The following is a 14,084-nucleotide window of genomic DNA, read 5'->3' as shown; positions in this document are numbered from 1 at the left end:
GCCGAAAAGACTCAAAAGCCCCTCTTTTTGGAAGAAGGGCTGGAATGCAGGTTTTAGTTGTACATCGCATGACTAAAGGCAAAATCAAACATGGCAACCCAAAATGGTAGACCTTTTAATTTCGCACTTTGCACAGTTCTAAAGCTAATAGCTAACCGCTGGACGCTTTAGTTCTCAGTCACTGGGTGAGTTGCAGACGGGCGACGATCGATCACCTGATCAACCAAACCGTAATCTCTTGCTTCTTCGGCAGACATAAAGAAGTCGCGCTCGGTATCTTCTTGAATACGCTCGATCGACTGCCCGGTATGCTCTGCCAACATTTCGTTCAAACGCTGCTTGTGATACAGGATTTCTTTTGCCTGGATTTCAATGTCGGTTGCCTGACCTTGCGCGCCACCCAATGGCTGGTGAATCATGATGCGAGAGTGGGGTAGGCTCATCCGCTTGCCTTTCGTACCTGCACTGAGCAAGAACGCGCCCATGCTGGCGGCCAACCCAACGCAAATGGTCGAAACATCTGGACGAATGTGCCGTAGCGTATCGTAAATGCCCATCCCGGCTGAAACCGAGCCACCAGGGGAGTTGATATAGACATAGATATCTTTCTCTGGATCTTCAGCATCCAGAAAGAGCAACTGAGCCACAATCAAATTTGCCAGGTCGGCATCAATCTGCTGCCCTAGAAACACAATCCGCTCCCGCAGCAGCCGCGAGTAGATGTCAAAGGCACGTTCGCCTCGACCAGATTGCTCAATGACGGTAGGAATCATGGTGCTTGCTCTCGATTCGTTTTCCTCATTCTACCGATTTGAGGGAGGAAGAGGTGAGGGGAGAGGGTTTCTCACAGGAGCAGAGAGAACGGGCTAAAAAGCGGCAGATAAACCGACGCGAAAGGTCAAACCCGGTTGGTAGATACGGTTCACTCGTTCGTAGCTGACATCGGCTAAGTTTTCGAGATAAACCAGAAAGGCAACATTTTGGACGATCGGAATTCGCGCATTCAAATCCAGGTTGAGCCACGAAGACGAAAAACTACGCGTGTCTACGCCTGTCTCGGCAAATAAAGCACGTCGAGAACCACTGTTGTAATTGGCATAGAAATTCAGTTGCCACCCGTTCCAGTCGTAGCCAATGCCAATTTGAGCGACCGAGAAGGGAATGGTACTTAGCTGTAAGCCCTGCTCCACACCTGATTCAATCCGAGCATCGGTGTAAGTGTAGTTGAACAGTGCCGAAAGTTGCGGCGTTAGTTCCCAGCGCACACCTGCCTCAAACCCATTCGTATTGACCAGACCAATGTTTTGCCAGCGTCCACCCACGACGCTAAGGCGATTCTCCAAACGGTTGCCAAAATAGGTGAGTTGGGCAGAGAGACCGGACGTCACCTTAAAGTCAATCCCGGCTGTCCACGCGGAACCTGTCTCTGGCTTCAAGTCTGGGTTTGGCAACCAGTTGTGAACGGTGTCAAAGAGATACAACTGGTCTAAGCCTGGGTTACGACGCACCGAAACCCAACTGCCTCGCAAAGCAATGTTTGGGGTGATGTCCCACCGCGTACCAACGCTAGGGTTAGTTGAACTGTCGTACTCAGTGTTGAAGTTCTGACGTAGACCTAGTTCAAGCTGCACATTAGCAAGGATTTTGAAGGTGTTGAGAACGAACAGGGCTGTATTGGTACGATCGCGCTTCTCTGCCGCGTTGAAGCGAGTCAGGCTCGGCACAGTACTGAGCGTTTCGCCCTCAAAAAACTCACTGCGTAGATCAAGCCCGTAGCGCAGGTTGTAGAAGGTTAGAATTTGCCAATTGTGCTCAACTCTAGCGGTCAAGCCCTGAGATTCTAGGGTGCCCCGACGGAAAAAGACGCTTTGCGTCGGACCAAAGGTGTTGAAGTTGTCCCGGTTGTAGCCAATGGTTGCGGTCAGAATCGAATCATCACTACCGCCAATCAGGGCATTCCATGACAACCCGATATTTAAGCCGTCATGCTCCAGGCGATCGCGCTGGAGCGGAAACCCAAAGTACAAAAGCCCTTTACGACTGGTGTTTGCGTAAGCATCCAGCCTCAAAGTATGGCGGGAATCAACTCGATAGGTTAACCGACCAAAGTAGTTGTCAAACTTGGTATCCCCGTTAAACAACCGTCCATCAGGTCCCCGGTTTGCTGCCCCTCTAGGCACTGGGTAATCATTATCAGCCTGAAAGCGCTCATAGCCAATGGCATAGCTCAGCGCATTTAGCGTTCCTGCAACACCCGCGCGATAATTCTGCTGCCCATAGGAACCACCCTGCGCCAGTGCACTGAGCTTAATAGGTGCAATTTCTTCTTTAGTGAGAATATTGACTACGCCACCAAACGCCTCTGAGCCATAGAGTGTGGATGCTGTGCCGCTAGAGAGTTCAATGCGATCGATGCCACCTGTCAAAAATGTATTTAGGTCAGTAGCACCGTGGTAAGTATTGACATTGCTACCGGTCGGTCTACCATTCAACAAAAACGTATTCTGGTTAGTCGTTGTGCCCCGGTAATAAAAGCCAGTATGAATGTCTGCGCCAAACCCAGCGTCATTGATGGCAAATCCGGGTAGACTCTGCAACACATCTGTAACGCTGGTTGCTCCCTGTTTGTCAATTTCCTCACCAGTGATGGTGTAAGTAGGAGCAGTGTTAGCAGGTGCCTTTTTACCCTCAACTACAATCTCTTCTTCTGCTTCATCTTCTTCTGCTTCATTGCCAGAGGGTGTCTGCTCATCCAGTTGTAATGATTGGCTAATGGCAGTTGAAACGGTTGGTTTTGCCAACAGCCATACAGCACGGGTTAAAGGGCGATCGAACTCTTTCAATCGCAAGATCGTTTGTGGCTTATTCACAGTCTGTCTTAAGCCCGTGCGTTCTTCATTGGCAGCAACGGGCATTGCAACCGCTTGAGCGCTTGTGCCCAACAGAATGCTTCCGTGCAGAAACACGGTGGGTAATAGTAAGCGTCGTTTCATATGTTAAGTTGACTCACTCCTCACACACCCTGCCCCGACAAACAGGCATGGTGCAAAACCTCAAATAATCGCTCTTATTGTTGGAACAGCATTCACCTTGATGTCAAAAGACACGTTGTCAAACTCATCCAGGTACGTGCTCGAACGATCGCACGCATAGAACGCACAACTAGTTACATCGGTTCGGCGAAAGTCTTGATTGCCAAAACCCAACCCTCCACCGGAGAACCCGGTATTTTGACCCCAGAATTCGGATGTTACAGTTCACAACTTGATACCTCATGTTCAGAACTCAGCGTTTCAACTTCAGAACTCAGACTTTCAAGCTCAAAACTTAGTGCTTCAAGTGCAAGGTTCGAAAATTCATCTGTGAAACTTCCGACTTCCGACCCTCTGCAAAATTCTTAAATTAAAAGTTTTCAGAGAATGGGAGATTCGCAGGCGTAGGCAGTATATTGGCTCCAGTAGTTACCTCACCCCTCGCAAATGACGAATTTGCCAAGTCCGGGGAGCGATCCCGGCTCTAATTCCAACAGACGCTCACGGTCACGTTTGCTGAGGCGAATTGGTCTGCCGCTGGGCGTTGCGTTGCTGGCAGGAGTGGCGGGAGGAGCCTGGTATGGCTGGGTTTTTGTCAACGAGAGGTTGGCTCCGTTAATTGAGGCGAATCTGAGTCAGTCACTAAGGCGTCCCGTGCAGTTAGGCGGGGTGGAACGAGTTTCGCTGACCAGTTTGCGCTTTGGTCGATCGTCGGTGCCACCCACGGCAACTGATCCCGATCGCGTCACGATTGAAGCCGTTGATGTCGCGTTCAACCCTATTCAACTGCTGCTTACCCGCAATCTCAATCTAGATATCACTCTCGATAAACCAAACCTTTATCTAGAGCAGGCACGCGATGGCAGTTGGATCGCGGTGCAAATCTCGGACGAGGAGCGCCAGGGACCCGTTAAAACTGAGTTTCAAGCCATTCGCTTTAAGGATGCTAGAGCAACGCTAGTACCACTTGCTAAGACTGGTGGCGGCAAAGCGGCTCCTGTAAACCTTTCGCAGCTTAACGGCAGTGCCAGTTTTCTGGATCAAAATCAACGCATCACCTATGAACTCGCAGGGCGATCGAACACCGGTGGCAGCTTAAAGCTCAACGGCGAAACGCTACGATCGCCGTCACAAACTAATTTGCAGGTGCAGGGGCAGAATTTTACCCTGGCTGAAATTGATCGCCTGGTCAAGTTTCCTGTTAACCTTCCAGTCGGTCGCGTCAATGGCAACGTCAGTGTAGAGTTTCGTCCCAACCAAAAACAGCCGTATGTAATGGGCACGGCAACGTTTACAGGCACCACGCTGGCTATTCCCAAAGTCCCTTATACCTTTACCCAGGCAAAGGGTACGCTGCAACTTGTAGGGAGGTTGCTGACCTTAGAGAATACTACGGCATTCTTTGGCAAGGGCAAGATTCCTCTACTGGCAAACGGTACGCTGGACTTTGACAAAGGCTTTAATCTCGCGGCGAAAGTAAAGCCAATTAGTCTGGCTCGCCTGGTACAGACCTTTCAGTTGAAGCTGCCCGTACCAGTATCAGGCGAAGTACTGGCAGACCTGAAAGTAACGGGGAAAACTCAGCAGCCGGTGATTACAGGGGTAGCACGCAATACCAAACCGGGCAGGGTTGATCGTATTGACCTAAGCAAATATAGTGCCCAGTTTCAGTTGAATACGGCAACGTTGGCGCTGGCGATCCCAGACATTCAAGCATCACCCGCTGCGGGTGGACAGGTAGCGGGGGCAGGACGGGTTAGCCTCAGAGATCCAGTGCAACTGGCGTTCAGCCTTCAAGCAAGAGATGTACCCGCTGAACCAATCGCTAGCGCTTACAACAACGGCAGGGCACTACCAATCGCGATTGGTCGAGTTAGCGCTCAGGCAGTAGTGACAGGCACCACTGCAAATCCTCGTACCGCTATTCGCTGGCAGGCTCCCGAAGCAGAATATGCTGGCACTGGCGAAATCATTATTGCTAACGGCATCACGACGCTCCAGAATACGAACTTGGCGATCGCAGGCGGTAGCGTGAGCGCCCAGGCGCGGGCACAAGGAGGACGCTGGCAGGCGTTGGTGGCAGGTTCTCAAATTCAGCTCAATCGCTTTTCTCAAGACTTGCGCGGGTTCTTTAGTGGGGCGATCGCGCTCTCTGGTTCGCTGTCAGATTTTAGCCCAGCCAGCGTACGCGCTCAGGGGCAGGGACGTTTATCGCAGGGCATCTCGGTCATTGCGGCACCGATCGACGCTCAGTTTGGATGGGATGGACAAAAGGTGCTTTTGCAGAGAGCAACGGCTCCAGGCTTTAGCGCCAATGGTGCCATTTTTGCACGGTTAACGGGCAGACCAGCAGTCACCGGACTGGATCTGAACGTTCGCACCAGCAACTACAGCTTGCAGGCGATCGCGCTTCCCGTTCCTCGCAACATCGATTACTCTGGGCGCGTAGACTTTGCAGGACGGCTAGTTGGTAGCCCTGCCAGCCCCAACATTAACGGAGGCTTAACGCTACGCCAGTTTGTCTTAAATGGCACCGCCTTTGAATCGCTACTGCGGGGCAGTTTGCGGGTGGCGCAAGGTGTGAACTTAAACCTGACTGGGCAGCGTGACCGCATTGCACTCACGCTTGGTTCTGACTACCAGATTGTTGCCTTTGACATCAAGCGCGATCAAGCCATTGCAACAGGCAGAACCCAGGGCGATTTACTGCTGGTGGACGCGAAAAACTTTCCACTTTCGTTCCTCAATACGTCTGCTACAGCCGTCTTTTTCCCTTTAGGGGGTGAGCTAAACGGCACTGTAGCGCTGAGTCGGAGCCGACTACGAACCGGAGATCTCAGCCAGTTGAACGCTAATGGGCAGCTGACAATTACCAATCCGGCGATCGGCACCTACCGGGCAAGCCAATTTGGTGGGCGGATCAGCCTGAACAATGGTGTTGCGACGTTAAGCGGAGCCGAATTGCGACGCGGGCAAAGCATCTTTCAGTTGGATGCCAGTGCCAACATTGCTAGTGCCAATCCGCAGTTCAAGACAAAGTTAACAGTCGCGCAAGGGCAACTTCAGGATGTGCTGGAATTGCTTCAGCTCTTCGATTTATCTGATCTTGCACGGGGCGCAGACTTGCCTGCTTATGGTACTGCTGCTGACCTCCAGACTGTACCAGTTGAACTATCCCGTACCGCTCTGCTTAATCGAATCCGCCGCATCGCTGAAATTCAGACGCTGCAAGCACAAGCACAAGCGACCCGTGAGGCATCACCCTTACCAGAACTCAGTGAGCTGAAAGGGGCATTTAGCGGCGAAGTCACAGCCACAGGCTCGTTACGGACTGGCATCAATGCCCAGTTCAACCTGAGTGGACAAGACTGGCAGTGGGGCAGTGACCTGTCAGCCAAACAGGTTGTGGCAAGCGGCACGTTCGAGAATGGTGTCCTGACGCTGCTGCCCTTACGTTTCCAATCAGATGACTCACTGGTTGCGTTTTCGGGGCAAGTAGGCGGCGCAACGCAGTCGGGGCAGTTCCGCATGGAAAATATTCCGGTCGATCGCGTGACGGAGTTGTTGAATCTGCCGCTAGATGTGCAGGGCAACCTAAATGCAACTGCAACGATTTCGGGTAGCCAAAGTAATCCGCAGGTGATTGGACTCCTAAGTTTAGCTAACGGCGTGCTCAATGGCACTGATGTTCAGGAGGCACAGGGTAACTTTGGCTATAGCAATGCTCGTCTCAACTTTGGCAGTCGTCTGTTGATTAGCGGCACCGAGCCAGTCACACTCACGGGTAGCGTGCCTCAAAAGCTACCCTTTGCCTCTGTTGAACCGGATAACGACCAGATTCAACTCAGCATCAATGTGAAAGACGAAGGGCTGGCGTTGCTCAACTTGCTGAATAATCAAGTTGCCTGGGTTGATGGCGCTGGGCAAGTCAATGTAGAAGTGCAGGGCACGCTTCAGCAGCCGATCGCCACTGGTACTGCTAGCTTTGAAAAGGCGACGCTACAAGCACGAGCACTCCCCGAACCGCTGACAAATGTAACGGGTACCATTCGCTTTGACCGCGATCGCCTGCGGGTAGATAAAGTAACGGGGCAGTTCACGCGGGGCGAGGTCACTGCAGCTGGCGTGCTGCCGATTTTTGCCACTCTATCGCCAAACGATCCCGATCAGCAAACGCCTCTCAATGTCTCTCTCGATCAGGTTTCTCTAAATTTGAAAGGGTTATATCAGGGCGGTGTTGGTGGTGATGTTCAAGTCACAGGCACTGCGCTGAGTCCTGTCATTGGTGGCACGATTCAACTGTCAAATGGGCAGGTACTTTTGGCGAGTTCGGAGGGCACTGAAGCTACCAATAATGACGGCGCGACTACTAACGGGAATGCCGCCAGCGGGAATGCTACTAGCAGAAATGCTGTGTCGGGTAATAACGCGACTGTCATTGCGTTTAACAACTTGCTGATTTCGTTGGGCGATCGCGTCCGGGTTGTGAGTGCCCCCCTACTAAGTTTCGTCGCGACTGGAGACCTCACAATTAACGGCACATTGGACGAGTTGAAACCAAAAGGGCTGATTAGCCTTCGATCTGGTCAAGTTAATCTCTTCACAACTCAGTTCACGCTGGCGCGTGGCTACCCCCAAACTGCTGAGTTTGTTGAGAACCAGGGGCTTGATCCCAACCTAAATGTGCGTCTTATTACGTCTGTGGCAGAAGTGACCAGTAGCCGCCTGCCCACATCAACGCTGTCGTCCGAAATCAACGACTCAACGATTACAGCCTCTGCCTACGGCTCCTTGCAAACGGTGCGGGTTCAGGCACAGGTAGAGGGTCCCGCTAGCCGTTTGTCAGACAATCTTACGCTCACCAGCAGCCCTGCTCGTAGTGAAACTGAGATTGTGTCCCTGCTGGGGGCTGGCTTCGTGAATACTTTAGGGCGAGGCGACACGGCTCTGGGGATCGCTAACCTGGCTGGGTCTGCTCTGTTGAGCAATATTCAGGGTGTGATTGGCAATGCGCTGGGACTTAGCGAATTTCGGCTCTTTCCTACTGTGACTCGCCCCGATCGAGCACGTGGTTCAAGCCGTGGTACGTCCGCTCTTGGTCTAGGTGCCGAAGCCGCGATCGACATTACCCCCAGTTTCTCCCTCTCTGCCTTGAAAGTTCTTACGTCTAACGAACCCACCCAGTTTGGCATCCGCTACCGTCTCAACGATCAAATCTTGTTGCGCGGTTCTAGCGATTTCTCTGGTGATAGTCGTGCTTTGGTGGAATACGAAGCGCGTTTTTGAGCCTAGAAGAGTCTGAGCCGAAAGAGACTGAGATCGCGCTTGATACCCTTATTGACGCACTAGCTTGAGAGACCCCTCAATCCCCTTTACAAAGTGGGAAGCCGTAGGCAGGGGATCTTAACAGCGTGGAGAAAGGAAGCTGGTCTTAATCATCGGGAAATTGCCAGCAGGCAATATGCTCCACGCGATCGCTCCCGCAGGAACAGGATTCGTTAGTCGAAGCAATCCATTCACGATCGCACTGCCGACAGTGACAGAGAATATTGTTTTTGTTAGCTTCGTCGATGCCCTGCTGCCATGCGAGCAGTTCAGCTGGACTAAACTGTGGTGGTGGATCGGTCATTGCGGCTACGGGCAATTTGCTCATGGAGTGTGTCGGCAAGCGCTGGTAGATCAGCCTGAGCGATCGCCTGTTGCTCTCCGGTTGCCAGCCACTTAAGCTGCACCGTCTGATTGGCGGCTTCGGCATCGCCCAAGATAAAGCAAGCCGCTGCACCACTGCGATCGGCACGCTTAAACTGTTTACCAAAGGCACTGCTGCTGAGATCAAGCTCCGTGACGAAGCCTGCATGACGCAGCGTTTGCGCCAGCTTCAAAGCCTGTGCCTCAGCCGCCTCGCCTCTGGAAACGATGTAAAAATCGATCGCGGTTGGTTGGCTCGGTGCAAGCTGCTGCAAAAGCCCAATCAGTCGTTCCAGCCCGATCGCCCAGCCGATCGCGAGCGTTTCGGGACCGCCCAATTCAGCGATTAAGCCGTCATAGCGTCCACCACCACCAACAGTGCCAAACTGCTTAGACTGAAACTCAAACGCGGTGTGGCTGTAGTAATCTAGCCCTCGTACTAGCTTCGGATTCAGCGTGTAGCCAATGCCCAAATTGGTCAAGAGCTGCTGCACTTTTGCGAACCGCTCCTGAGACGCAACGCTAAGGCTGTGACCCAACAGCGGAGCCTCTTGCAGAATTGCCTGCGTTTTAGCATCTTTGCTATCCAGAATTCGTAGCGGATTGCGCGTGAGGCGATCTTGCGAATCGGGGTCGAGATCCGCTTTGTAAGGCGTTAGGTAATCCACCAGCAAACTGCGGTACTGGATGCGATCGTCGCGAGTGCCGAGCGAATTTAGCTCTAGCTGTAGATCATTAAGTCCAACGGCTTGCAGCAAATCGACCGCGATCGCAATGACTTCGGCATCCGCCCGAACATTGCCGCTACCCAGCAACTCCACGCCCAGCTGATGAAACTGTCGCTGTCGCCCTGTCCCCGGACGCTCATAGCGAAACATGGGACCCATATACCAGAGACGCTGTACGCCTCCTTGCGCGTGCAAGCCATGCTCGATAAACGCACGCACAACGCCAGCTGTGCCTTCAGGACGAAGGGTCAGAGATCGATCGCCTTTGTCCTGAAAGGTATACATCTCCTTGCCCACAACATCGGTTGCCTCACCAATGCCGCGCTCAAACAGATCGGTCTGCTCAAAAATAGGGGTGCGAATCTCCTCAAACGCCGCTTGATGCAAAATTGCCCGAGCCGTTGCCTCGACCTGTTGCCAGTAGGCAATCTCACCCGGCAGAATGTCTCGCGTGCCCCGTTGCGCTTGAATTAAACCCATGTGTTGTCTAAATTGACTGCTTCCCAAGCACCATAGCGATCGCTATAGTACGCCAAAATTCGTTTCACCTGCTCAGAATCGATCGAGTCTGCATCCACAATGCTTTGAATCCGCAGACTATCAATCTGGCTCAGGCGATAGTCAAACTGCTGTGACTGCTGCGGTAGCAGATCTACGGTAATGCCATCCACCTGGCAAAGATGGGCAGCCACTTCACGATAGACAGCCAGCGGCAGCCCTGGGCAACGAAGGCAATCGTCCAATCCATCTCTCCCAATGATTCAAAACTAAGCTTTACTAGCACTGCCTACGAGCATAAGTACTAACGCTGCACGATCGACAAAAGAGAGAAGCGTTTACCTTCATCCCTAATCTTTCGCCTTAGCAGGTCAGCTAAAGCATGCGATCACGATACAGCTTCATTACCAAGCTTGGGCAAATTGGCGTTTGGCAACGCGCAGCAATTAACCTCATCAATACAGACCTTACCCCACTGCAACGCCCACCGCACTAACGCCACACGGTTGTCAGTTTCGGTTTTCGTCAGGATGTTGCTGATGTGGTTATCGACGGTACGTTTGCTAATTTCTAGCTTTTCGGCAATTTCCTGGTTGGTTAAGCCAGAGGCAACCAGTTCAATCACCTGGAGTTCGCGGTCTGAAAGAGGACCTTGCACTTGAGATTCGCCAGCAGCCATAGCTTTCCCGTCTGTGTATATCTACTTACCACCCACCATTTTAGGGTAAGTTAGCAAAAATACTCATGACGGAAGGGGAAAGGCAGAAGGCAAAGGGTAGAAGGCAAAGGGCAAAAGGTAGAAGGCAGAAACGCAATTCAAAACTTAAAACTCAGAACTTCCTCCTCTCCATCACGCACTACGATAAATGTGACCTTTCTAAAACAGTCGATCGCCATGTCTAAAGCAGGCAGTGTCTGGACGTACAAACCGTGGTGGTGTCAGCCGTGGTCAATTTTGTTAACGGGTGCGGTGTTGATTTGTGGAAGCTGGGGCTTGATGCACACGATCTGGTTGACCGTGCTGGTAGCAGTGCCAGTGGTGGTCTGGATGGTCTTTTTTCTATTGATTTATCCTCGCTTGATGCAGGAGAGTAGCGCACTACCAGAGGCAACGCCGCCTCAAGGTGAATAGCGATCGCCCTTCGATCGCTGGGTAAATGATTGCTGGGTTAAGAGATGAGTAACCATAACGGTTTGCGTACGAATCGACTTGTACACCTCTGGCTGTTGCTGTCCCGCTGGATAAAAGGAATGACACGTACCCTTATGTATCGCTACCGACACACTTAAGTAACACCGACTTCCCGACTGGGTTTAACATGGGGAGAGCCGCAGTCAAGAAGTCAACAAAGCCGGAGACCAGTTAACGCGCTAGTGCAGGATGATGAAAATAGGTGATGGAAGGTTTAGTTGTGGTGTGGGTGAGTCAATGCTTTAACCATTGGCCGATCGACGTTTCACTGGCTGCCATCTCACTTCTCACCTATCTGGCATGGACTATGGCTGATCCATTGAAGAAACGCTGTAATAGGCGTAAATAGACCCGGCAAGGACGCTTCATGCACAGCGATACGGTAACAATCTACTGCCCCAATCACGCCTGTCAGGCTCCAAATGCGGAGCGCCAACGGTCTTGCCAACAGTGCCATACTTTTCTGCCCAAGCGTTATTTGTGGGCGATCGGTAAAGGCATAGAGTCCTGTCGATTGGGTGAACTGTTGGCGGAACGCTACAGCGTCAAACAGCCTCGTATTGTGCTGGATACAAAACCTGGGCTATTACCAGAGGCACCGACTGAAATTTCACCTGACCTCGAACCCTACCTGCGGTTAGTGTCGTATCAACTGCATGTGCCGCAGGTTTATGGGGTAGTGACCTTACCGCAAAAACGCAATAGTGACATTTGGCTGCTGGAGCAAGCGCCACTTTACCCAGAGGGGGTTATGAGTGCGTCGTCAGAGCCGCTTGAAGGACAACTGATGCCCGAGCTAACGGCTGTTTGGCAGCAGGCTAGCGCCCTGCGTCAGCTTCACTGGCTCTGGCAAATCGCACAGCTTTGGGAACCGCTAGAAGGCGAAGGCGTGGCAGCGTCGCTGTTGCAGCCAACACTGCTACGAGTAGAGGGATCGTTAGTACGGCTCTTATCATTGCAACCTGAGGGTCGAACACCAGCCACATTAGCGGCATTAGGGCAACTCTGGCAGCGGTGGCAACCTACGGCAAAACCAGACATTGCGGCATTCGTGGGCAAGCTCTGCCAGTTGATGCAGCAGGGAGACATACGGAATGCAGAACAGCTTGTAGCACTGCTCGATCGCGCCCTAGCTGACCGAGGGCGATCGCAGTCTCGTCATCTGAACATCGCCACTGTGACCGACCAAGGACCCAGCCGACAACGCAATGAGGATGCTTGTTATCCGTCCAGTGGAACGCTTTGGACAGATGTTGATCCAACGCAAACGCAGCCGTTAGTAGTGGTTTGCGATGGTATTGGTGGGCATGAAGGTGGCAATGTTGCCTCTAACCTGGCGATCGACACCGTACAACACCAGTTACAGTCTGTACTACAAGGCAGCACAACAGCACCGACAGTCTTAATGGTGCAATTGGAGCGGGTCGCACTGCAAGCCAACGATATCATCAGCCAGCGCAACGACAGCGAACAGCGGCAAGAACGACAGCGCATGGGCACAACATTGGTGGCAGCCCTGGCTCGTGACCACGAACTGTATCTCACCCACGTTGGCGATAGCCGTATCTACCGTATAAGCCGTTCTGGCTGCCATCAAGTCACACTGGATGATGATTTGGCATCGCGGGAGGTACGGTTGGGCTATGCGTTGTACCGTCAAGCGCTCCAGCAGCCGGGATCTGGATCGTTAGTGCAGGCGTTGGGGATGAATGCCTCAACTCTGCTGCACCCGACTGTGCAGCGCTTTGTGCTGGATGAGGACTGCGTGTTTTTGTTGTGCTCTGATGGCTTGAGTGACTATGATCGCGTCGATGAATACTGGCAGAGCGAATTGCTACCGCTGCTAGACGGCAAGGTCAATGTCGCTACAGCAAGTCAGCGCTTGCTAGCGATCGCCAATCATGTGAATGGACATGACAACGTCACGATTGGGCTGTTGCACTGCCAGGTCAGCCCTAGCAAACTTGCTGGTACCAACGCGCCGCTCAATCTAGCTATGGATGTGCCTGACTTAGGTGCCAATGGGGACGGAAACATAGACCCCTCCATAAATACAACAACAGGTAGAACACAGAAGGTTTCTGCTGCTGCCCAAACGCAAGCCAGAACGCAAATTTTACCAACCCGCAAGCCAAGAACCAACCCCTTTTTAGCCTTGCTGTCTTTGTTAGTGGTGCTGGGGATAGGAGGCGCGATCGCTTATGCTGCTTTTCCAGGCTTGCGACTGTGGGCAGAGGTGCTACTGGGATCACGATCGCGCCCCTCACCAGAGCCGATCGCTACAACACCAACGCCTACAAGTTCACCAGAAAGTCCAGCACCTAACATAGAGACGCTAACAGTTGGGGCACTGATTCAGGTACAGCGCAATACAGTTGAAGCAACACCCACGGCTGAGGCAACACCCACGGCTGAGACAACACCCACGACTGCCGAAACACTTACACTTACAGCGACCGAAACACCGCTGACGCTGTGGAGCCAGCCAGGACAATCGACATTACCAAAGAGTGCCAGTGTGCGCTTAGGAACGCTTCCCGTTGGAGCTGTGCTGCAAATCTCAAGCCGCCAGGCAGTACCAGATCGCGGCTATTGGCTCAAGCTCAAAGTTTGCTCTTTGCCTTCCCCCCCCGCATCCGCTTCTGCACCTACATCCGTTTCACCTGCGCCTACCAGTGTAAATACGCCAGCTACAGCCCCAGTTGCCGCCACACTCAAGCCAGGGGTCAGCGGCTGGATTGAGCAAGACACGATCGCGCCGCTTGTGACCTCAAACCTTGGTCTCAAAGCCTCGCAGCTAGGAGCATGCGCCACATTGGCACCTGGAGCAACAGCATCGCCCCTGCCAACGGTGCAGCCGACAAAGTAGTAAGCGGTCAAGTCGTGTCGGTCAACAAACCGCCCAGCCGTCTCCTAGCACGGTAAACTGATGAAATTAAAAGCTGT

At 52.6% G+C, this 14,084-nt stretch carries 9 protein-coding genes and 1 pseudogene; 3 read left to right on the top strand and 7 right to left on the bottom strand.

From position 1 onward, the window contains the following. Nucleotides 1-167: 167 nt before the first annotated feature. A pseudogene (gene clpP / locus H6F86_RS01735) lies at nucleotides 168-785 on the bottom strand (ATP-dependent Clp endopeptidase proteolytic subunit ClpP); the annotation flags it as partial. An 81-nt stretch (nucleotides 786-866) separates the two neighbouring features. After that, entirely contained in the window at nucleotides 867-2,993 is a 2,127-nt protein-coding gene (locus H6F86_RS01730; RefSeq protein ID WP_190446377.1) for a TonB-dependent receptor, read from the bottom strand. 486 nt (nucleotides 2,994-3,479) lie between these two features. On the opposite strand from H6F86_RS01730, the gene H6F86_RS01725 reads away from it, so the two are divergent. Further along, nucleotides 3,480-8,318: a translocation/assembly module TamB domain-containing protein gene (locus H6F86_RS01725; RefSeq protein ID WP_190446376.1), complete on the top strand. Its 4,839-nt coding sequence runs from the start codon at nucleotides 3,480-3,482 to the stop codon at nucleotides 8,316-8,318. 145 nt (nucleotides 8,319-8,463) lie between these two features. On the opposite strand, the gene H6F86_RS01720 is transcribed toward H6F86_RS01725, so the two are convergent. The 4 genes from H6F86_RS01720 to H6F86_RS01705 all read right to left on the bottom strand — a co-directional run bounded on the left by H6F86_RS01720 (nucleotide 8,464) and on the right by H6F86_RS01705 (nucleotide 10,625). Further along, the gene (locus H6F86_RS01720; protein WP_190446375.1) at nucleotides 8,464-8,661 is read right to left on the bottom strand and encodes a hypothetical protein; all 198 of its coding nucleotides are present in this window, start codon (nucleotides 8,659-8,661) and stop codon (nucleotides 8,464-8,466) included. Further along, complete coding sequence (hisS, locus tag H6F86_RS01715; protein WP_190446374.1) at nucleotides 8,636-9,928, bottom strand: histidine--tRNA ligase; 1,293 nt, start codon at nucleotides 9,926-9,928, stop codon at nucleotides 8,636-8,638. The genes H6F86_RS01720 and hisS overlap by 26 nt, the downstream gene beginning before the upstream one ends. Then, nucleotides 9,919-10,191: a hypothetical protein gene (locus H6F86_RS01710; protein ID WP_190446373.1), complete on the bottom strand. Its 273-nt coding sequence runs from the start codon at nucleotides 10,189-10,191 to the stop codon at nucleotides 9,919-9,921. Before H6F86_RS01710 ends, hisS begins: the two co-directional genes overlap by 10 nt. Nucleotides 10,192-10,334: 143 nt before the next feature. After that, on the bottom strand, nucleotides 10,335-10,625 hold the full coding sequence (locus tag H6F86_RS01705) for a response regulator transcription factor (RefSeq protein WP_190446372.1): 291 nt from the start codon (nucleotides 10,623-10,625) through the stop codon (nucleotides 10,335-10,337). Nucleotides 10,626-10,841: 216 nt separating this feature from the next. Between H6F86_RS01705 and H6F86_RS01700 the strand changes: the two genes are divergently transcribed. Beyond that, a complete protein-coding gene (locus H6F86_RS01700) occupies nucleotides 10,842-11,078 on the top strand; it encodes a DUF6737 family protein (protein ID WP_190446428.1) in 237 nt (78 codons plus the stop codon). Here H6F86_RS01700 and H6F86_RS01695 read toward each other — a convergent pair. Next, entirely contained in the window at nucleotides 11,066-11,230 is a 165-nt protein-coding gene (locus H6F86_RS01695; protein ID WP_190446371.1) for a hypothetical protein, read from the bottom strand. The genes H6F86_RS01700 and H6F86_RS01695 overlap by 13 nt on opposite strands. Nucleotides 11,231-11,505: 275 nt before the next feature. Here H6F86_RS01695 and H6F86_RS01690 point away from each other — a divergent pair, with 275 nt between their 5' ends. After that, nucleotides 11,506-14,007, top strand: coding sequence for a protein phosphatase 2C domain-containing protein (locus H6F86_RS01690; RefSeq protein ID WP_190446370.1), 2,502 nt, complete (start codon nucleotides 11,506-11,508; stop codon nucleotides 14,005-14,007). Nucleotides 14,008-14,084 lie beyond the last annotated feature (77 nt).

Origin of the sequence: Phormidium sp. FACHB-592, assembly GCF_014695795.1 — a bacterium.
GTDB lineage: Bacteria > Cyanobacteriota > Cyanobacteriia > Leptolyngbyales > Leptolyngbyaceae > Stenomitos.
This window is presented reverse-complemented; position numbering and strand designations above follow the sequence as displayed.